This is a genomic window from Planococcus antarcticus DSM 14505, assembly GCF_001687565.2.
Taxonomy (GTDB): Bacteria; Bacillota; Bacilli; order Bacillales_A; family Planococcaceae; genus Planococcus; species Planococcus antarcticus.
The window spans coordinates 2,317,946-2,344,230 of record NZ_CP016534.2 but is presented as its reverse complement, the minus strand read 5'-3'; the positions used below and the strand labels follow the sequence as shown (position 1 = coordinate 2,344,230).

Below are 26,285 nucleotides of genomic sequence, written 5' to 3'. Positions count from 1 at the left end.
ATAACGTGGCGATTATGGGAGCAACAGGGGCAGTTGGTCAGCAGATGAAAGAGCAATTGGAAAAACGGAACTTTCCGATAAAAGACATTATGTTTTTATCCTCGAGCCGTTCTGCCGGAAAAGAAATTGAATTTAATGGCAAAACATTCATAGTTCAAGAAGCAAAGCCTGAATCGTTTGAAGGCATCGATATTGCGTTGTTCAGCGCCGGGGGCAGTGTATCAGAAAAGTTTGCGCCTGAAGCTGTCAAACGAGGTGCGGTCGTTATTGATAATACAAGCGCATTCCGAATGGACAAAGACGTGCCGTTAGTTGTGCCCGAGGTAAACAAAAGTGATCTTGGCCTCCAAAAAGGGATTGTCGCCAATCCAAACTGTTCAACTATTCAAATGGTTTGCGCGTTGCAACCGTTAAAAGAACAATTCGGGATGACCAAAGTCGTGGTCTCGACTTATCAAGCTGTTTCTGGAGCCGGTCTCGACGCGATTAATGAATTAAAAACTCAAGCAGCTGATTTTGACAATGCCAAAGATGCAGAAGCAAAAATGCTGCCGGTTAAATCGGCCGAGCATCATTACCCGATTGCATTTAATGTCATTCCCCAAATCGACCAATTCGCCGATAATGGCTATACATTCGAAGAAATGAAAATGATCAATGAAACCAAGAAAATCATGCATGACGATTCTTTGGCAGTAGCGGCTACATGCGTACGTCTTCCGGTAGTCACAGGCCACTCTGAATCAGTGTATGTGGAACTAGCACGTGCAGCGACTGTCGAGCAAGTTAAACAAGCGATTAAAGATGCACCAGGCGTTGAATTGATGGATGACCCATCAAATCAGGTGTATCCGATGCCTTTAATGGCTGCTGGCCTAGACGAAGTGTTTGTCGGACGTATTCGTCAGGACTTAGACAATCCAAATGGCTTTCATTTGTGGGTAGTTGCAGACAACCTGGTCAAAGGAGCGGCATTGAATTCTGTGCAGATTGCAGAAGCATTAATCGAGGAGAAAATCATATAACAGGGCACATAAACCTTTAAAATAAACCGGCCATTGTGCGCTGGTTTATTTTTTCTTTGGACTGTTTCCGGTGATTCCCGTATAATGAACTATATGGATGTGTACGGGTGAATTTTAGGAGGAAATAAATTGAGTAAAATAAAAAATGAAGTAATACGCGTTATCCCTTTAGGGGGCGTCGGCGAGATTGGCAAAGCAATGTATGTAATAGAAATTGACGAAGATCTGTTTGTTGTGGACAGCGGATTGATGTTCCCAGAAGATGAGATGTTAGGTGTCGACATCGTAATTCCGGACATGACTTTCCTTGAAGAAAACAAAGACCGGGTTAAAGGAATCTTTTTGACACACGGCCACGAGGATGCGATTGGTTCCATCGCTTATTTATTGAAGAAAATCCAGGCACCGGTTTACGGATCGAAACTGACGATTGCATTAGCCAAAGAGCACATTAAAGAACAAGGCTCTTTAAAGCATGTCAAGTTCTTTGAAGTGACCAATAAAAGCCGCATGAACTTTGATAAAACACATGTGACGTTCTTCCATACGACACATAGCATTCCTGATGCACTTGGCATCGTCTTCCACACATCTGAAGGCGCCATCGTGCACACAGGTGAATTTAAGTTCGATCAATCAGCCAAAGGCAGCTATCGACCTGACATCGCAAAAATGGCGAAATTAGGAGAAGATGGCGTGCTTATGCTGTTGTCTGACTCAACTGAAGCTGAACGCCCTGGCTACACGACCTCGGAAATTGTGGTTGCTGATCATATCTTGTCAGCATTCATAGCAGCAGAAGGCCGTGTACTGGTATCGTTGTATTCATCAAATTTTATCCGCATCCAGCAAGTATTTGATATTGCAGCTGCTACAGGCAAAAAAGTTGCAGTAGCAGGAAGAAGTTTGGAAAGCAGCTATGAAGTCGGTTTGCGCCTTGGCTATTTGACTGTCCATGAGGATACAGTCATTTCCTTGAAGGATTTGGAGAACTACCGCGATGACGAAGTTGTCATTATCGTTACGGGTAACCAAGGAGAACCGTTGGAAGCATTAGACAAAATGGTTCGCAAACAGCATAAAGACGTTAAAATCAAAGAAACTGACACCGTATTGATCACATTCACACCATCACCCGGCATGGAAGTTCCGATGTTCCAAACAATGAATAAACTGGCAAAAGCCGGTGCAAACGTCTTGACGGCTAGCAAAAAAGTCCACGTTTCAGGACACGGCAGCCAGGAAGATTTGAAAATGATGCTAAATATGATGAAACCCAAGTATTTCATTCCCATCCAGGGTGAATACAAAATGTTGATCGCTCATTCTAAATTGGCACAGCAAGTCGGCTTGCATAAGTCTGAAATCTTTATTGCTGATAAAGGCGATATCGTGGAATACAAAGGCGGCAAGGTCCGGATGAGTGGACGTGTTACAGCTGGAAATGTGCTAATTGATGGAATTGGGATCGGTGATGTCGGAAATATTGTTCTTCGTGACCGTAAGTTGCTGTCACAGGATGGAATTTTTATCGTTGTGGTTACACTGAACCGCAAAGAGAAGAAAATTGCTTCCGGTCCGGAAATGATTTCACGCGGCTTTGTTTATGTTCGTGAATCAGAAGAGCTGATGGAGGAGTCCACAAGACTTGTACGCAAGGTCGTCGAAAAGTATGTCACCAGAGACGCGTTTGAATGGAATAATATTAAACAGGAAATTCGTGATACGTTGAATTCTTATCTATTCCAACAGACAAAACGTCGTCCGATGATTATCCCAATTATTATGGAATACTAAGAAAAAAAGCAAAAGGATTTCCATACCGATTTAATCGGAGGAAATCCTTTTTCGATTATGGAGGAAATGAGGGATCGTAATGACTAGGGCTCGTGCAACGACGAAGACAAAACCCAAAGCGAGAGCAAAAGCAAAACCAAAAACGAAGTCGAAAAACAGAAAACGGCAACCAATGCCAATGATCGCTTATGAAGTGATTGGTTTGGTACTATTAGGGATATCTGTATTGATGGTGTTTCAATTGGGTGTTATTGGAAAGATGTTTTATAATATGGCTGAATTCTTGGCAGGCTATATGGCCTTTCTGATTCCACTGTCACTTATCTATGTGGCTGTGTATGTAATGGTCAAGCGAAAATGGCCAAAACCAAGAGTAAAAGTGGCTTTTGGATCCGCATTCATGCTGATCGGCATCTTATTAATCTGTCATTTAATTTGGGCCGCAGGAACGATTTTGCCAATCACTTCAGCCAATGTCCTTTCCGAGACCGTTCGTACCACACAAATGACTGGTACGATTTGGAACAGTTATTTGGCTACAGGTGGTGGAATCATCGGTGCCTTGCTGTATGCACTGCTGCATGTACTGTTCGATACAGCCGGTACATGGGTAGTGGCAATCATTCTGCTGTCAATAGGTGCTATTATTTTGACAGGAAAAGCGGCAGCTCCGTTTATTGCTGAAAAGATTCCTAGTGCCCGTCCGGCTATTGATTCGCTGTTAAGCCACTTCCAACGGGATAAGCCCAAAAAGTTGCGAGCGCCCCGTAAAAAATCGGAGCCTGAACAAGTGCTAGAGGTCAATGAGTCGTTAGCTTATGAAGAGGAAGAAGAAGAGGATCTTCTATACCGTCCGAAACAGGAAGAGCCAATTATTTCAGCATTTACCGAAAACGTCAAATCGAAACAGGCAGAAACCTCACCGAAATCTACTGAGGAACCAAAGGCTGAAGAAACCCAATTGCTGTCGACGGCAGAAGAGTTGGAAAATGAAGAATATCAGCTGCCACCTCTTAGCTTGCTGACCCTTCCGCCGCACCATGACCAAAGTGGCGAATATTCAGGAATTCAAAAAAACGCAAAAAAACTTGAGAAAACGTTCCAAAGTTTCGGTGTGCGCGCAAAAGTGACACAAGTTCATTTAGGGCCTGCTGTTACGAAATATGAAGTATTGCCGGACACAGGGGTCAAAGTGAGTAAAATTGTCAGTTTACACGATGATTTGGCATTAGCATTAGCTGCACGTGATATTCGTATTGAAGCACCCATTCCAGGGAAATCTGCGATTGGAATTGAAGTACCAAACACGGAAGTATCGATTGTTAGTTTGCGGGAAGTGTTAGAGTCTGAAGAAAACAACAGGCCAGATGCCAAACTATTATTTGCATTAGGTAGAGATGTGACAGGTCAAGCTGTGATGACAGAGTTAAATAAAATGCCGCATTTACTGGTTGCGGGTTCAACAGGTAGCGGAAAATCGGTGTGCATTAACGGCATCATTACGAGTATCATTATGCGTGCAAAACCGCACGAAGTAAAAATGATGATGATTGATCCGAAAATGGTCGAACTAAACGTTTACAACGGTATTCCGCATTTGCTAGCACCTGTTGTCACAGATCCACGAAAAGCAGCGCAAGCATTGAAGAAAATCGTTTCCGAAATGGAAAGAAGGTATGAACTCTTTTCACATACAGGCACTCGCAACATCGAAGGTTATAACGAATATGTTCGTGTATTCAATGAAGAAAACGAAGACAAGCACCCAAAATTACCATTCATTGTGGTAATCGTCGATGAATTGGCTGATTTGATGATGGTCGCTTCAAACGAAGTGGAAGATGCCATTACGCGCTTAGCTCAAATGGCTCGTGCGGCAGGCATCCACCTGATCATCGCCACACAGCGACCAAGTGTCAACGTCATCACAGGCGTTATCAAAGCCAATATTCCGTCCCGCATCGCCTTTGCCGTGTCATCTTCGATCGATTCACGGACCATCCTGGACATGGGCGGTGCTGAAAAACTACTAGGACGTGGAGATATGTTGTTCCTCGGAGCAGGCCAATCAAAACCGGTGCGTGTCCAGGGAGCGTTCTTATCTGATTCAGAAGTCGAAAAAATTGTCGACTTTGTTATCGAACAGCAAAAAGCGCAATACCAGGAAGATATGATTCCAAGTGAAATTGATGATACGAAAATAGATGAAGAAACAGACGAAATTTACGATGATGCCGTTCAATTGGTCACAGAAATGCAAACAGCATCTGTGTCGATGTTGCAACGGCGATTTCGAGTCGGCTATTCGCGTGCTGCGCGTATTGTAGACCAAATGGAGCAGCGCGGAGTAGTTGGACCGTATGAAGGTAGTAAGCCACGTACAGTATTAGTTCCAAAGCAGGAAGATCACTGAACATTTGGGGTTTCTTTGTGACAAAATGATTAGTATTTTAGATAATAAACAAGCGAAAATTCGCTAAATTCGACAAATTACTATTTATTTCATTTCTAATAAGTGGTATAGTAATTTTGATTAGTAGGAATGTTTTACATCAGATGTCTGATCTCTGTCATGGGTGGTGAATCGTATGACAATCAAATCGGATCATCGTGCGTTGTACCTTCAAGTGATCGATCGAATGAAACAGGATATTGCTGCGGGCGTCTACAAAGAAAAAGAGAAGTTGCCGTCCGAATTCGAATTATCGAAAACACTAGGAGTCAGTCGTGCGACTTTACGAGAAGCGCTTCGGCTGTTGGAAGAAGATAATATTATCGTCAGACGCCACGGAGTCGGAACATTTGTCAATTCAAAACCATTATTTTCTTCCGGTATTGAGCAACTGACGAGTGTCTCTGATATGATCCGCCAGGCAGGAATGGAACCCGGTGCTATCTATTTGAGCACTTCGGAAACCCTTTCTTCTGAAGAAGATATAAAACGCTTTCATTGCACTGGCGATGATACCATTATTACTATTGAACGTGTTCGTACGGCAAACGGGGAGCCTGTTGTTTATTGCATTGACAAGGTGCCTTCGGATTATTTGCCGACAGATTTTTTAGGGCGCACTGAGAGTTCTATATTTACAGCGATTGAGGAATCAGGAGATATTCATATATCCTACGCGGTGACATTTATCGATCCGACCGGATATCATGAAGAAGCTTCACCAATCCTAGAATGTGAGCCAGAAACGGCATTACTGGTATTAAAACAGCTCCATTACGATGAGGACGATCGACTGGTGCTTTATTCAAAGAATTATTTCAGAGCTGATAAGTTCAGCTTTCATGTGGTTCGCAAACGCGTGTAAAACATCAAATTCCTGCTAATATCAAAAAACCTTGGGGGTTATTACATTGACAAAACGTAAATTTGGTCTTGGTTTATCATTAATGCTTGCTGCTGGTACGATGCTTGCTGCTTGCGGAAGCGAAGAAGATACGTCAACTGGCGAAACGAGCGGAGGAGAAGAAGGCACAGAAGAAGCTGCTGATTTCTCTGTTGCTATGGTTACAGATGTTGGCGGTGTGGATGATAAATCCTTTAACCAATCTGCTTGGGAAGGTGTCCAGCAATTTGGTGAAGAAAATGGCCTTGAAAAAGGCGATGGCGGCTTTGATTACCTTCAATCGGCATCAGATGCGGATTATAACACGAACTTGAATAACTTAATCCGTCGTGATTTCGATGTTGTTTTCGGTATCGGTTTCTTGATGGAAGGTGCTGTAGCTGAAATTGCTGAACAGCAACCTGAGGCTCAAATCGCGATCATCGATGCTGTAGTAGATGCTCCAAACGTTGCTAGCGTTCTGTTCAAAGAGCAGGAAGGCGCATTCCTTGCGGGTGTAGCAGCAGCTTTAATGACAGAAACTGACAAAATCGGATTTGTTGGCGGAATGGAAATTCCGGTAATCGAGCGTTTTGAAGCAGGATTCCTTGAAGGAGTTGCAGCAGTTGATGACACAATTGAAGTCGATGTTCAATACACAGGGGCTTTTGATAAAGCGGAACTAGGTAAAACAACTGCGAACCGTATGTACTCTGCAGGAGCAGATATCATTTTCCATGCTGCTGGCGGTACAGGAAACGGTGTATTCACTGAAGCAAAAGAACGTAAAGAAGCTAATCCAGATGAAAATATTTGGGTTATCGGCGTAGATGCTGACCAATACGATGAAGGCCAAACTGGCGATGCTAATGTTACCTTGACTTCCGTATTGAAGCGTGTTGATACAGCTGTAATCAATATTTCTGAGCAGGCGATGGCTGGGGAATTCCCAGGCGGCGAAACAATCACTTATGGTTTGTCTGACGAGGGTGTAGGCCTTGCAGATTCACGTGGAGCAATCCCTGAAGATAAAATGGCTCAAATCGAAGAGTATAAGCAACAAGTTATCGATGGAGACATCGTTGTTCCTGAAACAGTAGAGTAATAGTCAATCAGTAGCACGGTCATCATAAAGACCGGTTGAACCGGTCTTTATGATTTTTTTTGCCTATAAGCTGGAAATTAATAGATGAAAGGCTTTTGGCAACGGAAGCCTTTCCTGTATTAATTAATTTACAAGAAGTGAGTAGTTTCGGGGGAGTGACAACAGTGGAGTATGTAATCGAAATGCTGAATATCCGTAAAGAGTTCGGTACATTTGTCGCCAATGACAATATTACGCTGCAACTGCAAAAGGGAGAAATTCATGCATTATTAGGGGAAAATGGAGCAGGAAAATCAACTTTGATGAACGTTCTATTCGGTTTGTACCAGCCGGAAGGCGGAGAAATCCGAGTTCGTGGAAAAAAAGTGGATATTACCAATCCGAACGTAGCCAACGATCTTGGTATCGGAATGGTTCATCAGCATTTTATGCTGGTTGAAAACTTTTCTGTCACTGAAAACATCATTTTGGGAAGTGAGCCAACCAAATACGGTGTCACCAATAAAAAAGACGCGGCTGAAAAAGTTCAAGCACTGTCTGAGCAATATGGCTTGAATGTAGATCCATATGCCATCATTGAGGATATTTCGGTAGGCATGCAGCAACGGGTGGAAATTTTGAAGACTTTGTACCGCGGAGCCGAAATTTTGATTTTTGATGAGCCGACCGCATCCTTGACACCTCAGGAAATCACGGAACTGGTTCAAATCATGAAACGGTTGATTGCTGAAGGCAAATCCATTATTTTGATCACGCATAAATTAAAAGAAATCATGGACGTTTCTGACCGGGTCACCGTTATACGCAAAGGCCAGGGAATTGGCACAGTTATTACATCTGAAACCAATCCGAATGACCTTGCTTCATTGATGGTCGGGCGCCAAGTAGAATTCACGACAGTGAAAGGCCAGGCATTCCCAGGTGAAGAAATTTTGGATATCCAAAACTTGGTGGTACAGGATTATCGTGGAGTAGAGAAAGTGAAAGGGCTGAATCTGAACGTTCGCAAAGGTGAAATTGTCGGAATTGCGGGAATAGACGGCAATGGACAATCCGAATTGATCGAAGCAATTACGGGTCTGCGGAAAGTGAAGAGTGGTACGATCTTTATCAATGGTAAAGATGTCACCAATATGAAACCGCGAAAAGTAACAGAATCGGGAGTTGGACATATTCCACAGGATCGCCATAAGCATGGTTTGATATTGGATTTCCCAATCGGTCATAATATCTCGCTTCAAACTTATTACACAAAACCGATTTCTAAATCAGGCATCATTGATTACAACAAGATTAATGAAAAAGCTTTGCAGATTATTAAGGACTTTGATATTCGGACACAAGGGCCATCAGAATTAGCACGGTCCCTATCTGGAGGAAATCAGCAAAAAGCAATTATTGGACGAGAAGTCGACCGTGATCCTGATCTATTGATTGCAGCATTGCCGACTAGGGGATTGGATGTTGGTGCGATTGAGTTCATCCATAGCCGCTTGATTGAGCAGCGCGACAACGGTAAAGCGGTTCTGTTAATTTCTTTTGAACTGGATGAAGTCATGAACGTTTCAGATCGTATTGCTGTTATTTATGATGGCGAAATTGTGGATATCGTAACACCAGAAACTAGCAGTGAACAGCAATTGGGCTTGCTCATGGCAGGGCATACAGATTATAAGGAAACACAGGATTTGACGAAGAAAGGTGAGGATCAGCATGTCGAATAGAGTGACGAATATTCTGGTCCCTCTAATTTCTGTTATTTTAGGCCTTTTTGTCGGTGCGGTGATCATGCTGGTCAGTGGCTACAATCCACTGGAAGGCTATGCTGCCCTTTGGAACGGAATTTTTGGAGACCTGTATACGATTGGTGAAACGATTCGCCAAATCACTCCTTACTTATTAGCCGGTCTTGCGGTTGCTTTTGCGTTCCGTTCAGGTCTTTTCAATATCGGTGTGGAAGGACAATTGATTGTCGGCTGGTTTGCTGCAGCTTATGTAGGGGTAGCTGTAGAGTTGCCGAAAATAATTCACTTGCCTTTGGCTATTATTACGGCTGCTGTGGCCGGTGCATTATGGGGCTTTGTACCAGGCCTCCTGAAAGCAAAGTTCCGTGTTCATGAAGTAATTGTAACGATTATGATGAATTATATCGCACTTCATGTTACGAACGCGTTAATCCGGACAGTTTCCGAAGGGGGAGACCGCACGGAAAATATTTTTGCAAGTGCTTCTTTGCGTTCAGAGTTCTTGCAGAACCTGACAGAATTCTCGCGTCTGCATTATGGCATCATTCTTGCATTAGTCGCAGTCGGAGTCATGTGGTTTATCTTAGAGAAAACAACATTAGGATTTGAACTGAAAGCTGTTGGTTTTAACCAGAATGCCTCTCAATACGCAGGCATGAACGTCAATAAGAACATTATATTGGCAATGGTTATCTCTGGTGCTTTTGCAGGGCTTGCCGGAGCGATGGAAGCACTTGGAACTTTCGAGTATGTTTCTTCTAAGGGTGGATTTACAGGTATCGGCTTTGATGGGATCGCGGTTGCCTTGCTCGGCATGAATACGCCGCTTGGTGTCATTTTTGGGGCTACTTTGTTCGGGTCCTTGAAATACGGAGCATTGAACATGCCGAATGCTGCTGGTATTCCAATTGAGATTGTTGAAATCGTTATCGCAGTTATTATCTTTTTTGTAGCTTCTGGCTACATTATTCGCTTGCTGCTGCTACGTGCGTCAGCTAAGAAGAAGGAGGCGAAGTAATATGACTTTCCTTGACGTTTTATACTTCATCATTCCTTCAGCAATTTTCTATGCGGCGCCGCTTATTTTAGTGGCAATTGGTGGAGTATTCTCGGAAAAATCCGGTGTCGTCAATATCGGTCTTGAAGGACTGATGGTCATGGGTGCATTTGTCGGGATTTTGTTCAACTTATTGTTTGCTGATACATTTGGCGCAGCTACACCCTGGATCTCGCTAATAGCAGCAATGGTTGCGGCTTTACTACTTTCATTGCTGCACGCCGTTGCCTCCATCTCGTTCCGGGCAGATCAAGTTGTATCAGGTGTTGCCATCAACTTGCTAGCTGTTGCATTGTCTCTATATTTAGTGAAACGGATTTTTGATAAAGGGCAGACAGACTTTATTACAGAGCGCTTTGCGCGCTATGATGTACCGTTCCTATCGGACATTCCGTTTATCGGACCTTTATTCTTTACCTCTGTTTACAATACATCGTTCTTTGCGATTGCGGTTGCCTTTATTGCATGGTTTGTCATCTACAAGACGCCGTTTGGCTTGCGCCTGCGGGCTGTTGGGGAACATCCAATGGCTGCGGACACAATGGGGGTCAACGTAGCAAGAATGCGCTATGTTGCCGTAATGATTTCTGGTGCGTTAGCAGGAATCGGCGGTGCGATTTATGCGCAGACGATCACCAATGATTTTGGGCACGCCACCATCAACGGCCAGGGATTTATGGCACTGGCAGCGATGATTTTTGGTAAATGGCATCCACTTGGAGCCATGGGAGCTGCTTTATTCTTCGGATTTGCACAGTCCTTGAGCATCGTCGGGTCGTCCATTCCATATATTCAAGAAATTCCGAACGTCTTCCTATTGATATTGCCATACGTCTTGACGATCTTTGCGCTTGCCGGATTTATCGGTCGCGCCAATGCGCCGCTTGCAAATGGAAAGCCATACATCAAGGGTCAACGATAAAGTGTTTGAAAGAGCCGTCATTGCGACGGTTCTTTTTATTTTTTTGATAAACAATCGCTTGCAGCTTTTTTATTGTCTAGCTCCAGCGACCAAATTCTAGGGTCATAAGCCAGCCTGACTATGTGGCAAAGAGCGCCACTTCGCTAGTCTGTCTTATGCCCGTCGAATCTAAACAGCTGCTTTTGCTTTTCTTTATTTGCAATTAACGGAAAAGGTTCGGTATAGTTAGAACATGAACGACGAGAGGGGATTCCAAATGTTTGAAACAATTAACATTGCTAAAGGCGTTAACGTGCACGTTAATGAGACGACACAGTTTAAAACGATAAATTTTTCAATTAAATTCAAAGATAAATTAACCAATGAGAAAGCGTCTGCCCGTTCGATTTTGGCAAACGTACTGCAGCATAGCAATGAGGTCTATCCGTCACACACCGCACTTCGCATGGTATTGGATGATCTTTACGGAACTTCTCTTTACATAGATTCTTCAAAACGAGGCAATGAACATGTTGTGACCTTGAATGTTGAAACGGTCAACGATCAATACTTGTCCGAAAAAGGTGTTCTTGAAAAAGTATTGAATTTGATGTACATTGTCCTGTTTAAACCTAATTTTGAGCATGAACTGTTCAAAGAGTCGATTTTTCTACGCGAAAAAAATGCGATTGTCCAACGGATAGAATCCGTCTTTGATGAAAAGACGCGTTACGCGCAGCAGCGCATGATGGAATTGGCTTTACCAAACCATCCGGCGTCCATTACTTCAAATGGAACGATCAAAGACGTGGAGAACGTTACTAATGAACAATTAGTTGCTGAATACAAAGAAATGGTAACCGAGAACGAAATCGAAATATACGCAGTAGGGGATGTAGCGCCGGAAATGATCGCTTCGCATATCCGTGAATTCTTCCACTTTAAAGATCGAGAAGGATCGATCGCTGTGCCTCCGTTGGAATTAGTTAAGCCGGAGCAGTCGCATGTTTTGGAATACGAAGATATGAAACAAGGGAAGCTTCATATGGCATTCTTTACGCCAATTACATTCCGCGACGAAAAATTCCCGGTTATGCAGTTGATGAACGGTGTTTTTGGTGGTTATGCGCATTCCAAATTATTCGTTAACATCCGAGAAAAGGAAAGTATGGCCTATTATGTGTCAAGCTCTTTCGCTTCGCAATTCGGCCTAATGTTCGTTCTGGCAGGAATTGATTCAAAACTAGAAGAAAAAGCGGTGACTTTGATTCTAGAGCAGTTAGAAGAAGTCAAAAAAGGAAATATATCTGATATTGAACTTGGTCAGACAAAAGCTCTGCTGATAAATCAGTTAAAAGAGGCACTTGATTCAGCTCGCGGCCAAATTGAAATTTACGATCAGTACATGGAATTGACGGATAAATTCGAACCGGAATTCATGATTAACAGATGGAAGAATGTTACGAAAGAAGACATCGCTGCTGTGGCTCAGCAACTTTCTTTGGAAATGACCTACTTCCTATCAGGCAAGGGGGATGAAAAAGATGCATAAAGTCGAATTTGAGCAATTAGAAGAAACGCTTTTTCATGAAAAGCTAGGCAATGGTTTGAATGTTTACATTCTTCCTAAAAAAGGATTCTCAAAGACCTTTGCCACGTTCACCACTAAATACGGTTCGATTGATAATCATTTTGTGCCTCAAGGTGAAACAGAAGCAATCAAAGTGCCAGATGGCATCGCCCATTTCCTGGAGCACAAAATGTTCGAAAAAGAAGAAGGGGACGTTTTCCAAGAGTTCAGCAAGCAGGGAGCTTCAGCAAACGCCTTTACTTCATTTACGCGGACGGCCTATCTATTCTCGGCAACGGATGAAATCGATAAAAATGTCAAAACTTTATTGGACTTTGTTCAAACTCCTTATTTTACGGAAAAGACCGTGGAAAAGGAAAAAGGCATCATTGCACAAGAAATCACCATGTATGACGATCAGCCGGATTGGCGCCTGTATTTTGGTATCATCGAAAACCTTTATGAAAATCATCCAGTGAAGATTGATATTGCCGGAACAGTGGAATCTATTCAAAATATCACGGCGGAACATTTATATACCTGCTACAACACTTTCTATCACCCGTCCAATATGGTCTTATTCATAGTCGGTAATGTCGACCCAGAGCAAATGATGGAATTGGTAAAAGAAGACCAAGCACAGAAAACGTTTGAAGAGCCGACAGAAATCAAACGAATTTATCCAGATGAACCGAAAGAAGTTGCAATAAAAGAGCGTGTGCTGGAAATGAGCGTCCAGAAACCGAAAGTCTTTTACGGCATCAAACCAGAGAAGGTAGATATGATTGGGACTGATATGTTCAAGCATGAATTAGCTGCTCAATTAGCCTATGAATTGCTGTTTGGACGTACCTCTGATTTTTATCACCATGCCTACGAAAACGATTGGATCGATGAATCCTATTCTTTTGATTATTCACTGGAAAATGGATTTGGCTATGCCTTGATCGGCTCTGATACCCATAAGCCGGAAATCTTGATAAAGGAAATCAAGCAGACGCTTCAAAAAGCGGTCGAAAAATGGCCATTTGGACAGGAAGATCTTGATCGAGTACGTCGCAAAAAAATCGGCTTTTTCTTGAGAGCATTAAATTCTCCGGAATACATTGCAAACCAATTTACTCATTACGCTTTTAACGAAATGAATTTATTTGATGTGGTTCCTGTACTAGAAGGGCTCGAAGTAGCTGATCTCCAAAACGCTTTCGCATTGGTCAGCCATGAATCCCAGCATTCCGTCTTTACGATTATGCCTACGAAAAAGGACGCCTAGTGAAACGGTTTGCTGTTTTACTCGGAGCATCCGGTGAAATTGGCGAAAGCATTGCATTTCAATTGGCGGAAAATGGATGGTCTCTCTATTTGCATTGGAACAGTAATCCGGTAGATGTGCTGGCGCAACAGTTGGTGGGAAAATATCCTGAACAAGAATTTATCACTGTACAGGCAAATTTTGCTGACCAAACAGGAGCGCAGCAGCTTGCTGGAAATGTCTATGACGCCAGCTGCGTCATTGTCGCCAGCGGGCAATCGTTGGTCAAGATGCTAATTGATACTACAGAAGAGGATATGGAAGCATTGTGGCGGGTTCATGTGAAAAATCCGATTTCGGCAATTCGAATGATTTCTCCATTTTTCCACCGCTATGCCAAATCGTATATCGTTTTCATTTCTTCTATCTGGGGAGAAACTGGTGCTTCGATGGAAACGATGTATTCAGCCGTAAAAGGGGCACAGCTTGCTTTTGTTAAAGCCTATGCAAAGGAAATGGCAGCGTCTGGCACCCGTGTCAACGCTATCGCACCCGGTTTTATCAAAACAAAAATGAATGTTTCCCTTACAGCAAAAGAACTTCAGGAAATTGAAGAAGAGATTCCACTCGGACTTGGTGCTCCTCAGGATATAGCGGATGCTGTTGATTTTCTTGTAGGCGGCAAAGCGGATTATATGACAGGGCAAACACTGCGCATCAATGGCGGATGGCTGATGTGAGGGCGTTTAGCTACTTTTCATGAAACTATATGCCCTTTTCCAATGGAGTCAAATCAGCTATCCTATTAACTAAAGATCTCTTTGGAGAAAGGTTGGATATTGCATGAAAGAATGGTATTTCGAATACGAAATTCAAGTCAACCGTCCTGGTCTGCTTGGCGATATCGCTTCTCTCTTGGGAATGCTGCGGGTTAATATCGTGACGATCAATGGTGTGGACCAGGGGCGTCGCGGAATGCTGCTACGCGCAGAACACGATGTCCAACTAGCGCGTTTTGAACAGATCCTGTCAACTATCGAAACCATTGCTGTGACAAAGTTCCGGGAACCGAAGCTGCGCGATATTCTGGCAGTACGGCACGGCAGGTATATTCAGCGGGACGCTGATGACCGAAAAACATTCCGTTTTGTGCGCGATGAATTGGGATTACTAGTGGATTTTATGGCTGAAATTTTTAAACAGGAAGGCCATAAACTGGTAGGCTTAAGAGGCATGCCCCGCGTCGGGAAAACCGAATCGATCGTGGCGGCGAGTGTTAGTGCCAATAAAAAATGGATTTTCTTGTCCTCGACGATGATCAAGCAGACCGTTCGCAACCAGCTGATGGGCGATGAGCATAACGCTAACAATATTTTCATCTTAGATGGCATAGTGACACGCCGGTCGGCCGATGAGCGCCATATGCAGTTGGTGCGAGAAATGATGCGCATGCCGACGATTAAAGTGGTGGAGCATCCCGATAAATTTGTTGAGCAATCAGAATACAGCATCGACGATTTTGATTATATTATTGAACTGCGCCATCATCCGGAAGAGAAAATCACCTATGAAGTGTTGGAGAAAAACACATTTATGGACGAAAAATCACAAGGAGATATGTTTGGGGACGGATTCAACTTCTAAGTAGGCAGGTGATCGTTTTGAGTGAGTTGGGTACTCAGCTGAAAGAGGCCAGAATCGCCAAAGGATATAGTTTGGAAGATTTACAGGACTTGACTAAAATACAGAAGCGTTATTTAGCTGGAATAGAAGATGGCAATCACAGCATGATGCCGGGTGCATTCTATGTGCGTGCTTTTATCAAGCAATATGCAGCAGCAGTCGGATTGAACGGGGAAGAATTGCTAGAACAGCACAAATTAGAAATGCCGGTCAACGAACCGGTTGCTCGGTCGCCTATGCCAAGCGCGCTTGCTTCCCGGAATCGCTCGGTGAACAGAACAGCTTCGAGTGAAGCGTATGCCGAATTCATGCCCAAATTTTTGGTTGCGTTGTTTATCGTCCTGATTCTTGCAGTAGTTTGGTATTTCTACAGTGCCTCGACCAATAGTGGCTCGCCAAATCTTCCGGAGGATGAAGGCGATGGAATTTCTTATGAGGAATCCGCTCCTGCTGCGCCGGAAGAACCGGAAGAAAAAGCGTCCGAAGAACCGGTTGAAGAGCCAGCAGCAGAACCTGCCGGGCCAGAGTCCGTGCTTGCTGTCGAAGAAACCCAAGGCGAGACTACGACTTACTCATGGCAAGGTCCGGCTGACCGCCAGCTTGAAATAGCCGCGAATGGTCCATCCTGGATTGCGGCTACTGACGAGAACCAAGAAGAGCTAACATCTGGAGCGCGTGTTATGCAAGCCGAGGAGACGGAGACAATTGATTTGTCGGAAGTGGATTTTGTCCGGTTGCGCATTGGCGACTATTCAAACGTAGATTTAACTTTGAACGGTGAGCCGATTGAGTATGAACAGCAACTTCAACCCCAAAATGTCGTTATTCAATTTACAAACTCCGAATAGCCATCTTTGGATGGCTATTTTTTATGAAAGTTCGAAAGGAGAAACAGCAATGAACATACCAAATCAGATTACCATCTCGAGAATTTTATTGATTCCAGTATTTATGGTGATCATGCTGGCTGGTTTTGATTGGGGTACCATGACGCTTTTTGGAGCTTCTTTGCCCGTCACTCATTTTGTCGGAGGACTTATCTTTATCTTTGCATCATTAACGGATTGGGTGGACGGCTTTTATGCCCGGAAATACAATTTGGTTACAACTTTCGGGAAGTTTTTGGATCCTTTAGCTGATAAGCTTTTGGTATCAGCTGCTTTAATCATTTTAGTGGAATTGGGATTTGCAGCTTCTTGGATTGTCATCATCATCATCAGTCGTGAGTTTGCGGTCACGGGATTGCGTTTAGTACTTGCGGGCGAAGGTGAAGTGGTTGCTGCAGGAGGGTTAGGGAAAATTAAAACGACAGCTCAGATTTTGGCAATATCCGCGTTGCTGCTGCATGATACCATTTTCATACTAGTCGGCTTGCCATTCGGTGACATCATGCTTTATATCGCCTTGATTTTCACGATCTGGTCAGGATGGGATTATTTTTATGCCAACCGTCGTGCATTAATGACTTCAAAATGAGCTTACACAAAGGGGATTGAACAGATGAATGCAGAGGTTATTGCAGTAGGTTCGGAATTGTTATTGGGTCAGATTACCAATACAAATGCTCGTTTTCTGTCTAATCATTTAGCAGAACTCGGCATTAATGTTTATTATCACACGGTTGTGGGCGATAACCCCGACCGTTTGGAGGATGCAATAAAAATTGCGGAAAACCGTGCTGATCTCATTTTATTTACCGGAGGACTGGGTCCGACCAAAGATGATTTGACAAAAGAATCAATTGCTGGGCATCTGAACACAACACTTGAGATGAATGAGGAAGCCTTGGATTCCATTGTGGCGTACTTTGAGCGTGCAGGGCGTCCGATGACTGAAAATAATAAAAAGCAGGCATTGGTGCTGAAAGACAGCGATATTCTCGTTAACTATAACGGCATGGCACCGGGCATGATGTACAAAAAAGCTGAGTGTGTTTACATACTGTTGCCGGGTCCACCAAAAGAAATGGAGCCGATGTTCCAATTTGAGGCGAAGCCAAAACTGGCACATTTGTTGAATAAAGAAGATGTCATCTTGTCGCATGTATTGCGCTTTTACGGAATCGGCGAAGCTGAACTTGAAGATCGCTTGCATCATATTCTTGACAAGCAGTCTAACCCAACTATCGCACCGCTAGCAGCTGACGGAGAAGTAACTTTACGCATCACTGCAAAAACCAATACTACAGAAGAAGCATGGCAATTAATCAATGGTGCAAAAGATGAAATTTTAGATTTGGTGGGTCAGTATCTCTATGGCTATGACAACGACTCACTTGCTTCTAAATCGATTGAGCTATTAAAGAAACAAGACAAAACAATCTCAGCAGCAGAAAGTTTGACTGCTGGCCTTTTTCAATCCGAATTGGCTTCTGTCTCTGGAGCAAGCGCTGTTCTAGCGGGTGGGGTTATCACGTACAATGAAGAAATGAAGGTACATCAGCTCGGACTATCTGCTGAATTGCTGGCTGAATATGGAGTTGTTAGCGAACAAACTGCATTGGCGATGGCTGAAGCTGTACGAGACAAATTCAAGACTGATATCAGTGTTTCGCTGACAGGAGCAGCTGGTCCCGATGGTCATGGTGACCAGCCGGCAGGTACTATTTGGATTGGTATCGCTACCGAGCGGGGAACCCAATCCTATCGTCTTCAACTGTCTGGCATGCGTAATACGAATCGCTTGCGTGCAGTAAAACTGGCATTGCATTATGTGATTCGAACATTAACTGAAGAAGACGCACGCAAAATTTAATTTTGCGTGTTTTTCTTTACTTAAAAATGGGGAATGACCTATATAGAGACTACAAAATTGAAATTCCAAAGCATTAAAGCGAATAAACGTTCGCTTTTTTCTTGTAAATTTCTCAATAAGCTAGTATACTAGAAACAGATAGAAAATTAGTTTTCATTTAGAGGAGGATTTCTTTTGAGCGATCGTAAAGCAGCATTAGACATGGCGTTAAAACAAATAGAAAAACAATTCGGTAAAGGTTCTGTCATGAAATTGGGGGAAAAAACCGACCGTAATATATCATCCGTTTCAAGTGGTTCGTTGGCATTGGATACAGCGTTGGGAATAGGCGGTTATCCGCGGGGACGTGTAATTGAAGTTTACGGCCCTGAAAGCTCAGGTAAAACAACAGTCTCTCTTCATGCAATTGCAGAAGTACAGGCCATAGGAGGAACAGCCGCATTCATCGATGCAGAGCATGCATTGGATCCGGTTTATGCAAAAAACCTTGGCGTCAATATCGATGAATTGCTTCTGTCTCAGCCAGATACTGGCGAGCAGGCTTTGGAAATCACTGAAGCGCTTGTCCGAAGCGGAGCAGTCGATATCGTAGTTGTCGACTCAGTGGCTGCATTAGTACCAAAAGCTGAGATCGAAGGCGAAATGGGCGATTCCCATATGGGATTACAGGCACGCTTGATGTCACAGGCTCTTCGAAAATTGTCAGGGATTATCAACAAATCGAATACTATTGTTATTTTCATTAACCAAATCCGCGAAAAAATCGGTGTTATGTTTGGGAATCCAGAAACAACTCCTGGCGGCCGTGCGTTGAAATTCTATTCATCTGTCCGTCTAGAAGTACGCCGTGCAGAAGCATTGAAATCCGGCACTGAAATTATTGGCAACAGAACGAAGATCAAAATTGTAAAAAACAAAGTGGCTCCACCGTTCCGTACAGCTGAAGTTGACATCATGTACGGAAAAGGAATTTCCCGTGAAGGTGAAATCGTGGATATCGGTTCTGAACTGGAAATCATCCAAAAGAGCGGTTCTTGGTATTCATATAATGACGAACGTATTGGTCAAGGCCGTGAAAACGTCAAGCAGTTCCTTTTGAAAAATCCAGAAGTTCGCAATGAAATTGCTGGAAAAATCCGTGAATCTTACGGGATGACCGCAGCTTCCTATACGATTGCTGGCAATAAAGAAGAACCTGAAGATTTCAATCTATTGCTTGACGAAGATGACGAATAAGATCACTGTCACAATAATTCGGAAAAGTCGCTGAGCTTATGCTTAGCGGCTTTTCTACTACGCTGAAAGTAAGGAGTAGGGAATAAGGGATGGATGACAAACACTTTGCTCGCTGTTTTCAATAAGACTCTCTGGCTGTGCGACTGGAGACATGTCGCTTCGCCAAAGCGCCTGATGCCCATCGAGTCTAGACGATCGCTTCCGCTTTTCCTGATGTCTAGCTGCAGCGATCAGCCTCTCGGGGTCATAAGACTCTCTGGCTGTGCGACTGAAGACATGCCGCTTTGTCAGATTGTCTTACACCAGTCGGAGCTATGTGGCCGCTTCCGCTTTTCCTGGGTTGACACGACATAAGTCCATCTATACAATTAAAATTGTATAATTTACTAATTTTTAAATTGTTTTAGTGAAAGAAATTTTCATTATTCTTCTTTAAAATGAAAAAAATCAATAGCAAGAGGAGGTGTCCGAATGGGTATTAATGAGTTCATCTTCGCTTTGCTTGGTATCATCGTCGGTGTAGTTGTTGGTTATTTTGCATTGAAAAAAGCAAACGATTCCAATATTGCAGGCGCTAAAAACTCTGCGAAGCAAATAGTCGAAGATGCGAAACGTGAAGCTGAAGCGCTGAAAAAAGAAGCCTTATTGGAAGCGAAAGACGAAAATCATAAATTGCGTACTGAAACAGAATCTGATATTCGGGAACGCCGATCTGAACTACAAAGACAAGAAAATCGGTTGTTGCAGAGAGAAGAAAATTTGGATCGCAAGGATGATGCATTAAACAAAAGAGAAGCGGGTCTGGAACGTAAAGACGAAGCACTCGCAGAAAAACAACAGCATATTGAGCAGATGGAGAGCAAAGCCGAGGAGTTCGTTCGACAGCAGCAATCTGAAATGGAACGTATTTCATCTTTGACACGCGAAGAAGCGAAATCGATCATCTTACAAGATGTTGAAAAAGAACTTTCGACAGACATTTCTGTAATGATGAAAGAATCTGAAGCTCGTGCCAAAGAAGAATCGGACAAAAAAGCAAAAAACATTTTGTCATTGGCCATGCAGCGATTTGCAGCAGACCATGTGGCTGAAACTACTGTATCAGTAGTTAACTTGCCAAACGACGAAATGAAAGGACGTATTATTGGGCGTGAAGGACGTAATATCCGAACGCTTGAAACCTTAACGGGAATCGATTTAATCATCGATGATACGCCAGAAGCTGTTATTCTATCAGGGTTCGATCCGATTCGCCGTGAAACAGCGCGATTGGCCCTTGAAAAACTGGTATCAGATGGCCGTATCCATCCTGCGCGCATCGAAGAAATGGTTGAGAAGTCAAGGCGTGAAGTAGATGAGCAAATTCGTGAAATTGGTGAACAAACCACGTTTGACGTAGGTGTGCACAACTTGCATCCTGACTTGATCAAGATTCTTGGGCGCCTTCGCTACCGTACAAGCTACGGACAAAATGTACTGAAGCATTCTGTGGAAGTGGCATTCTTGTCAGGCTTGATGGCAGCAGAACTTGGAGAAGACGTTACACTCGCTCGTCGTGCTGGTCTTCTACACGACATCGGCAAAGCAATCGATCACGAAGTAGAAGGCAGCCACGTAGAAATCGGCGTGGAACTCGGAACTAAGTACAAAGAACATCCGGTGGTTATTAACAGTATTGCTTCTCACCACGGTGACACAGAAGCGACTTCCATCATTTCGGTCATTGTGGCAGCAGCAGATGCATTATCTGCCGCCCGCCCAGGTGCAAGAAGCGAAACACTGGAAAATTACATCCGCCGTTTAGAAAAACTAGAAGAAATTTCTGAATCGTATGAAGGCGTTGAGAAATCATTCGCTATTCAAGCGGGACGCGAAATTCGTATCATGGTTCGCCCTGAACAAATCGATGACATGACGGCACATCGTCTGGCTCGTGACATCCGGAAACGGATTGAAGAAGAGTTGGATTATCCAGGTCATATCAAAGTAACGGTTATTAGAGAAACTAGAGCAGTTGAATACGCAAAATAATAAGGGTGAGGCTTCGATGAATGTCTATTCAAAGAAGCCTTTTTCTTATGGAAAAAGGTGAGTTTGTGAAAATTTTATTTATTGGAGATATTGTAGGATCAATCGGAAGAGATGCACTTGAATCGTATTTGCCGAGACTGAAAAGAAAATATTCGCCGGATGTCATCATCGCCAATGGAGAGAACGCAGCAGCAGGACGTGGCATCACCAAAGCCATTTACCAGGATCTTTTGTTTATGGGAGTAGACATGGTAACGATGGGCAATCATACATGGGATCAAAAAGAAATTTTTGATTTTATTGATGAAGTCGATTACTTGATCCGTCCAGCAAATTTCTCAGACGATGCTCCAGGACGCGGCATGGCGACTGTCACAAAAAATGGCCAGACTTTATCGGTCATTAATCTACATGGCCGTGTGTTCTTACCACCGCATGAAGATCCATTCCAAAAAGCGGATGAGCTAGTGGCTGAAGCTAAAGCCATTTCACCGCTCGTATTTGTGGATTTCCACGCAGAAGCAACAAGTGAAAAAATCGCGATGGGTTGGCATTTAGATGGCCGCGCTTCGGTTGTTGCTGGTACCCATACCCATGTTCAAACTGCCGATGCACGCATTTTGCCGAACGGCACTGCCTATATCTCAGACGTTGGGATGACGGGACCGTATGATGAAATTTTGGGCATGAATAAAGAGGCTGTGCTTTATCGTTTCAAAACGAACATGCCAACACGTTTTGAAGTGCCAAAGCGTGGACGTTCAGTAGTTAGCGGATTTTTCACAGAAATTGACGACCAAACCGGTAAAGCGACAAGCTTTGAGCGCGTATATATCAATGAGGATTATCCATTCCTGGGCTAAACTTTCAACTTCTTGACGAAACTCCGACAATTCAAGCAGACACCTTGAAGTACGTGCCTGGTTTTCAGTATAATAAGGTAGCGTTTAAAACGAATTTCGTCGCGAACGAGAACCCGCGACACGTTAAAAATTCTATAAATCGATTAAACTGCTAGCAACAGGTATAAACCTTGTTCGACGTACTCATATATCTTGTTAGGTTTTGCGCCTAAAAATAAAGTGAATGACTGAAACTAAAACATGGTCGTTGAACGATGAAGTTATAGAAGTCGTATCAGGCCAAGAAATGGGTGTCTAAAAATGACGTATACAAAACAAGAAATCGTCGCAAAAGCGCGCGAAGTAGCAGATATGATCGCAGCAACAGAAGAAGTAGATTTCTTTAAGCGTGCGGAAGCACAAATTAACGAAAATCAGCAAATCCGCGAAAAAATTGCCAGTCTGAAAAGCCTACAGAAACAAGCCGTTAACTTCCAGGCATACGGAAAAGAACGAGCATTGACTTTGATTGAAGGAAAGATCGCCAAAATCGAAGAAGAAATCGACGCTGTGCCGATTGTTCAGGAATTCAAGCAATCCCAGAGCGACGTCAATTCTTTATTGCAGATGGTGTCAACAGCTATCTCTAATCAAGTAACGAATAATATCATCACCGAAACAGGCGGCGACCTGCTACGTGGCGAGACCGGATCAAAAGTCCGCAACGACAAACCAGGAAGCTGCGGGTAACTAGAAAAGCGTAGGTGCCCGTTTAGTCCCGACAGGCTTAAGGCGGACCGGGCATGTGGCGTGTTTGTGCCACTTGACCGGTCTGACTTAAGACCCCGAGGGACTGGGCATCGGAGCTAGACAAGAAAAGTGTAGGTGCCCGTTTAGTCCCGACAGGCTTAAGGCGGACCGGGCATGTGGCGTGTTTGTGCCACTTGACCGGTCTGACTTAAGACCCCGAGGGACTGGGCATCGGAGCTAGACAAGAAAAGCGTAGGTGCCCGTTTAGTCCCGACAGGCTTAAGGCGGACCGGGCATGTGGCGTGTTTGTGCCACTTGACCGGTCTGACTTAAGACCCCGAGGGACTGGGCATCGGAGCTAGACAAGAAAAGTGTAGGTGCCCGTTTAGTCCCGACAGGCTTAAGGCGGACAGGGCATGTGGCGTGTTTGTGCCACTTGACCGGTCTGACTTAAGACCCCGAGGGACTAGGCATCGGAGCTAGACAAGAAAAGCGGAAACGATCGTTTAACTCCGACGGCATAAGACGATCCGGCCCATAAAGCTAAATGCAAGCTCGAATTGAAAAGTATTTAAAGAAGTAAACTGAAAGAGCCAAAGCTCTTTCAGTTTTTTCTTTTATGCCTTAGTTTTTGGTACAATAAAGAAACGACAATCGATTTGAAAGAGGTTTTAACATGGCACTGACACCGATGATGCAACAATATTTTCAAGTGAAATCTGAATACTTGGATGCTTTTTTATTTTTCCGTTTGGGCGATTTTTATGAGTTGTTCTACGACGACGCGATTAACGCTTCGCAAATACTAGAAATTACGTTAACAAGCCGTGGCGGAACTGGGGATGACCGGATTCCGATGTGTGGAGTTCCTCATCATGCGGCGAAAAACTATATCGATCAATTAATTTTAAAAGGCCATAAAGTTGCCATTTGTGAACAAGTAGAAGATCCGAAACTGACAAAAGGCGTTGTTAAGCGTGAAGTTGTCCGGTTGATTACACCAGGTACCCATACAGAAGGAAAAAACGTTGATTCCAAATCGAACGTCTTTTTAGCTGCAGCTGATGAACTAGCTGATGGATTTGGTTTATCCTACGTCGATATCAGCACAGGCGAAGCAACAGCTACATACATAATGGGGACGGAAAAAGCTTTGTTGCAGGAGTTGCAGTCTTTGAATATTCGCGAGCTGGTCGTTTCAGAGCAATTATTTGTTCTGCTAACTGAAGAAGAACAGGGGTTGGTGTTATCCATTGAGACGATGGAAAATGCCTATCCGTTATCACCAGAACAAGTCGCCGACTGTCCGGAAGATCTGCGGATGAGCAGTCACCGGTTACTAACGTACATTTCCCGAACACAAAAACAATCACTCGATCATATCCAAGCTTTTTCCTATAAAGAAAACAATCAATTATTAAGTATCGATTTTCATTCAAAGCGCAATTTGGAATTATTGCAATCGATTCGTGGCAGTGAAACGAAAGGGACCTTGCTCTGGCTACTGGACGAAACCACGACGGCGATGGGTAGCCGAAAGCTAAAACAATGGGTGCATCAGCCGTTAGCAAACAAAAGGATGATTGAAGAACGTCAGCAAATGGTGGCAGCATTGATTGACCAGTATTTCGTGCGTGTAGAGCTCCAGGGGCTATTAAAAGAAGTTTATGACCTAGAACGCCTATCCGGTCGAATTGCCTTTGGTAGTGCCAGTGGACGTGATTTAGCGCAACTCAGAAGTTCTCTTGAGAAAGTTCCTGTGCTAATTGAAGAGTTGGCGAATTCCGGTAATCCGGCATTGCAGGAATTTAGTGACAAGTTAGACCGCTGCATAGAGGTTTGTGAATTGTTGCAAGCGATTAGCGAAAGTCCGCCATTGTCTTCGAAAGAAGGCGGCGTTATTCGAGACGGCTTTCATCAGCAACTTGATGAATACCGAGATGCTTCGCGTAACGGTAAAGACTGGATTGCAGCGCTTGAACAAAGAGAACGCAAATTAACTGGCATTAAATCTTTGAAAATTGGCTATAACCGCATTTTCGGCTATTATATTGAAATTTCTAAAGCCAATATGCATTTAGCTGATTTAGAACGGTATGATCGCAAACAAACGCTAGCTAACGCAGAACGCTATACGACTCATGAGCTGAAAGAAAAAGAAGCGTTAATCTTAACCGCTGAAGAAGAAAGTTTGTCACTTGAATATGAGTTGTTTGTGGCGATCCGAGATGAAGTTAAACAATACATTTCACGTATTCAGCGTCTTGCTTCTTCTCTCAGTGGACTGGATGTCTTTTTGAGTTTTGCTAATGTGGCAGAAAAATACCGTTTCGTCAAACCTGAGTTTAATGATTCTACGGAGATATCGATTATTGAAGGACGCCATCCGGTTGTGGAAAAAATGCTCAATAAGCAACATTATGTGCCGAATGACTGTGTTCTTGCAGAAGATAAAAACATGCTGTTGATTACAGGGCCGAACATGTCGGGTAAAAGTACGTATATGCGGCAAGTGGCGTTGACGATCGTGCTTGCGCAAATTGGCAGTTACGTTCCTGCTGAATCCGCGAATTTACCAATAGTCGATCAGATTTTCACGCGTATTGGAGCGGCTGATGACTTAGTATCTGGACAAAGCACCTTTATGGTCGAGATGCTCGAGTCGCAATACGCCATAACGCATGCGACAAAAAACAGCTTATTACTGTTTGATGAAATTGGTCGCGGTACATCAACTTACGATGGCATGGCATTAGCCCAATCGATGATTGAATACATTCACAGAGAGATTGGCGCAAATACACTATTCTCTACGCATTACCACGAGTTGACGGCGTTGGAAAATTCGCTGGACAAACTTCATAATGTCCATGTAGCAGCAATGGAGCAATCGGGCAAAGTAGTGTTTCTTCATAAAGTGAAAAAAGGGCCAGCAGACAAAAGTTACGGGATTCATGTCGCTGAACTGGCAAATTTGCCAGAACCAATCCTTGCCCGTGCACGTGAATTGCTAAAAACCTTTGAAGAAGATAAAAAGAAGCAGCCCAAAACAATCGAACAATTATCATTTTTTGATGATGCAGATACAGAAAAAGACGAAATTTTACAGACTATTAAGGACGTTCAAGTATCCGCAATGACACCTCTGCAAGCCTTGCAGATACTTAACGATTTGCAACAAAAGTTAACTACTAAGGAGTGA

General features: G+C 43.5%; 20 protein-coding genes. All 20 read left to right on the top strand.

Features of this window, described 5'->3' with window-relative positions:
- Positions 1-14: 14 nt before the first annotated feature.
- The 20 genes from BBH88_RS11765 to mutS all read left to right on the top strand — a co-directional run bounded on the left by BBH88_RS11765 (position 15) and on the right by mutS (position 26,285).
- Complete coding sequence (locus BBH88_RS11765) at positions 15-1,025, top strand: aspartate-semialdehyde dehydrogenase (RefSeq protein WP_040851678.1); 1,011 nt, start codon at positions 15-17, stop codon at positions 1,023-1,025.
- Between the two features lie 129 nt (positions 1,026-1,154).
- Positions 1,155-2,822 (top strand): ribonuclease J, encoded by a 1,668-nt coding sequence (locus BBH88_RS11760; RefSeq protein ID WP_006828232.1) that lies wholly within the window; start codon positions 1,155-1,157, stop codon positions 2,820-2,822.
- Positions 2,823-2,901: 79 nt separating this feature from the next.
- Positions 2,902-5,235 carry an FtsK/SpoIIIE family DNA translocase gene (locus BBH88_RS11755; protein ID WP_006828231.1) on the top strand — a complete coding sequence of 778 codons (2,334 nt, stop codon included), beginning with the start codon at positions 2,902-2,904 and terminating at the stop codon, positions 5,233-5,235.
- 175 nt (positions 5,236-5,410) lie between these two features.
- The gene (locus BBH88_RS11750) at positions 5,411-6,139 is read left to right on the top strand and encodes a GntR family transcriptional regulator (protein ID WP_006828230.1); all 729 of its coding nucleotides are present in this window, start codon (positions 5,411-5,413) and stop codon (positions 6,137-6,139) included.
- Between the two features lie 46 nt (positions 6,140-6,185).
- A complete protein-coding gene (locus BBH88_RS11745) occupies positions 6,186-7,262 on the top strand; it encodes a BMP family lipoprotein (protein ID WP_006828229.1) in 1,077 nt (358 codons plus the stop codon).
- Between the two features lie 164 nt (positions 7,263-7,426).
- The gene (locus BBH88_RS11740; protein WP_006828228.1) at positions 7,427-8,986 is read left to right on the top strand and encodes an ABC transporter ATP-binding protein; all 1,560 of its coding nucleotides are present in this window, start codon (positions 7,427-7,429) and stop codon (positions 8,984-8,986) included.
- Positions 8,976-10,025, top strand: coding sequence for an ABC transporter permease (locus tag BBH88_RS11735; protein ID WP_006828227.1), 1,050 nt, complete (start codon positions 8,976-8,978; stop codon positions 10,023-10,025). The genes BBH88_RS11740 and BBH88_RS11735 overlap by 11 nt, the downstream gene beginning before the upstream one ends.
- Before the next feature lies 1 nt (position 10,026).
- Positions 10,027-10,986 carry an ABC transporter permease gene (locus BBH88_RS11730; protein ID WP_006828226.1) on the top strand — a complete coding sequence of 320 codons (960 nt, stop codon included), beginning with the start codon at positions 10,027-10,029 and terminating at the stop codon, positions 10,984-10,986.
- Between the two features lie 256 nt (positions 10,987-11,242).
- Entirely contained in the window at positions 11,243-12,517 is a 1,275-nt protein-coding gene (yfmF, locus tag BBH88_RS11725) for an EF-P 5-aminopentanol modification-associated protein YfmF (RefSeq protein ID WP_006828225.1), read from the top strand.
- The gene (yfmH, locus tag BBH88_RS11720) at positions 12,510-13,808 is read left to right on the top strand and encodes an EF-P 5-aminopentanol modification-associated protein YfmH (protein ID WP_065536765.1); all 1,299 of its coding nucleotides are present in this window, start codon (positions 12,510-12,512) and stop codon (positions 13,806-13,808) included. Before yfmF ends, yfmH begins: the two co-directional genes overlap by 8 nt.
- On the top strand, positions 13,808-14,527 hold the full coding sequence (gene ymfI / locus BBH88_RS11715) for an elongation factor P 5-aminopentanone reductase (RefSeq protein ID WP_006828223.1): 720 nt from the start codon (positions 13,808-13,810) through the stop codon (positions 14,525-14,527). Before yfmH ends, ymfI begins: the two co-directional genes overlap by 1 nt.
- Positions 14,528-14,630: 103 nt before the next feature.
- Positions 14,631-15,431, top strand: coding sequence for a YmfK family protein (locus tag BBH88_RS11710; protein ID WP_006828222.1), 801 nt, complete (start codon positions 14,631-14,633; stop codon positions 15,429-15,431).
- Between the two features lie 17 nt (positions 15,432-15,448).
- Positions 15,449-16,318, top strand: a complete 870-nt coding sequence (locus BBH88_RS11705) for a helix-turn-helix domain-containing protein (protein ID WP_006828221.1) — start codon at positions 15,449-15,451, stop codon at positions 16,316-16,318.
- Positions 16,319-16,367: 49 nt separating this feature from the next.
- A complete protein-coding gene (gene pgsA / locus BBH88_RS11700) occupies positions 16,368-16,946 on the top strand; it encodes a CDP-diacylglycerol--glycerol-3-phosphate 3-phosphatidyltransferase (RefSeq protein ID WP_006828220.1) in 579 nt (192 codons plus the stop codon).
- A 24-nt stretch (positions 16,947-16,970) separates the two neighbouring features.
- Entirely contained in the window at positions 16,971-18,224 is a 1,254-nt protein-coding gene (locus BBH88_RS11695; protein ID WP_006828219.1) for a competence/damage-inducible protein A, read from the top strand.
- Between the two features lie 174 nt (positions 18,225-18,398).
- Positions 18,399-19,460, top strand: a complete 1,062-nt coding sequence (recA, locus tag BBH88_RS11690; protein ID WP_006828218.1) for a recombinase RecA — start codon at positions 18,399-18,401, stop codon at positions 19,458-19,460.
- 471 nt (positions 19,461-19,931) lie between these two features.
- The gene (rny, locus tag BBH88_RS11685) at positions 19,932-21,491 is read left to right on the top strand and encodes a ribonuclease Y (protein ID WP_006828217.1); all 1,560 of its coding nucleotides are present in this window, start codon (positions 19,932-19,934) and stop codon (positions 21,489-21,491) included.
- A 65-nt stretch (positions 21,492-21,556) separates the two neighbouring features.
- Complete coding sequence (locus BBH88_RS11680) at positions 21,557-22,354, top strand: TIGR00282 family metallophosphoesterase (RefSeq protein WP_006828216.1); 798 nt, start codon at positions 21,557-21,559, stop codon at positions 22,352-22,354.
- Positions 22,355-22,654: 300 nt separating this feature from the next.
- Positions 22,655-23,083 carry a YlbF/YmcA family competence regulator gene (locus BBH88_RS11675; protein WP_006828215.1) on the top strand — a complete coding sequence of 143 codons (429 nt, stop codon included), beginning with the start codon at positions 22,655-22,657 and terminating at the stop codon, positions 23,081-23,083.
- A 676-nt stretch (positions 23,084-23,759) separates the two neighbouring features.
- Complete coding sequence (mutS, locus tag BBH88_RS11670) at positions 23,760-26,285, top strand: DNA mismatch repair protein MutS (protein WP_006829774.1); 2,526 nt, start codon at positions 23,760-23,762, stop codon at positions 26,283-26,285.

Coding starts and splice junctions, on each gene's coding strand:
- rny (WP_006828217.1), top strand. CDS start 19,932: ATGGGTATTAATGAGTTCATCTTCGCTTTGCTTGGTATCATCGTCGGT.
- BBH88_RS11695 (WP_006828219.1), top strand. CDS start 16,971: ATGAATGCAGAGGTTATTGCAGTAGGTTCGGAATTGTTATTGGGTCAG.
- mutS (WP_006829774.1), top strand. CDS start 23,760: ATGGCACTGACACCGATGATGCAACAATATTTTCAAGTGAAATCTGAA.
- yfmF (WP_006828225.1), top strand. CDS start 11,243: ATGTTTGAAACAATTAACATTGCTAAAGGCGTTAACGTGCACGTTAAT.
- BBH88_RS11730 (WP_006828226.1), top strand. CDS start 10,027: ATGACTTTCCTTGACGTTTTATACTTCATCATTCCTTCAGCAATTTTC.
- BBH88_RS11735 (WP_006828227.1), top strand. CDS start 8,976: ATGTCGAATAGAGTGACGAATATTCTGGTCCCTCTAATTTCTGTTATT.
- BBH88_RS11675 (WP_006828215.1), top strand. CDS start 22,655: ATGACGTATACAAAACAAGAAATCGTCGCAAAAGCGCGCGAAGTAGCA.
- BBH88_RS11710 (WP_006828222.1), top strand. CDS start 14,631: ATGAAAGAATGGTATTTCGAATACGAAATTCAAGTCAACCGTCCTGGT.
- pgsA (WP_006828220.1), top strand. CDS start 16,368: ATGAACATACCAAATCAGATTACCATCTCGAGAATTTTATTGATTCCA.
- BBH88_RS11750 (WP_006828230.1), top strand. CDS start 5,411: ATGACAATCAAATCGGATCATCGTGCGTTGTACCTTCAAGTGATCGAT.
- BBH88_RS11765 (WP_040851678.1), top strand. CDS start 15: ATGGGAGCAACAGGGGCAGTTGGTCAGCAGATGAAAGAGCAATTGGAA.
- yfmH (WP_065536765.1), top strand. CDS start 12,510: ATGCATAAAGTCGAATTTGAGCAATTAGAAGAAACGCTTTTTCATGAA.
- BBH88_RS11755 (WP_006828231.1), top strand. CDS start 2,902: ATGACTAGGGCTCGTGCAACGACGAAGACAAAACCCAAAGCGAGAGCA.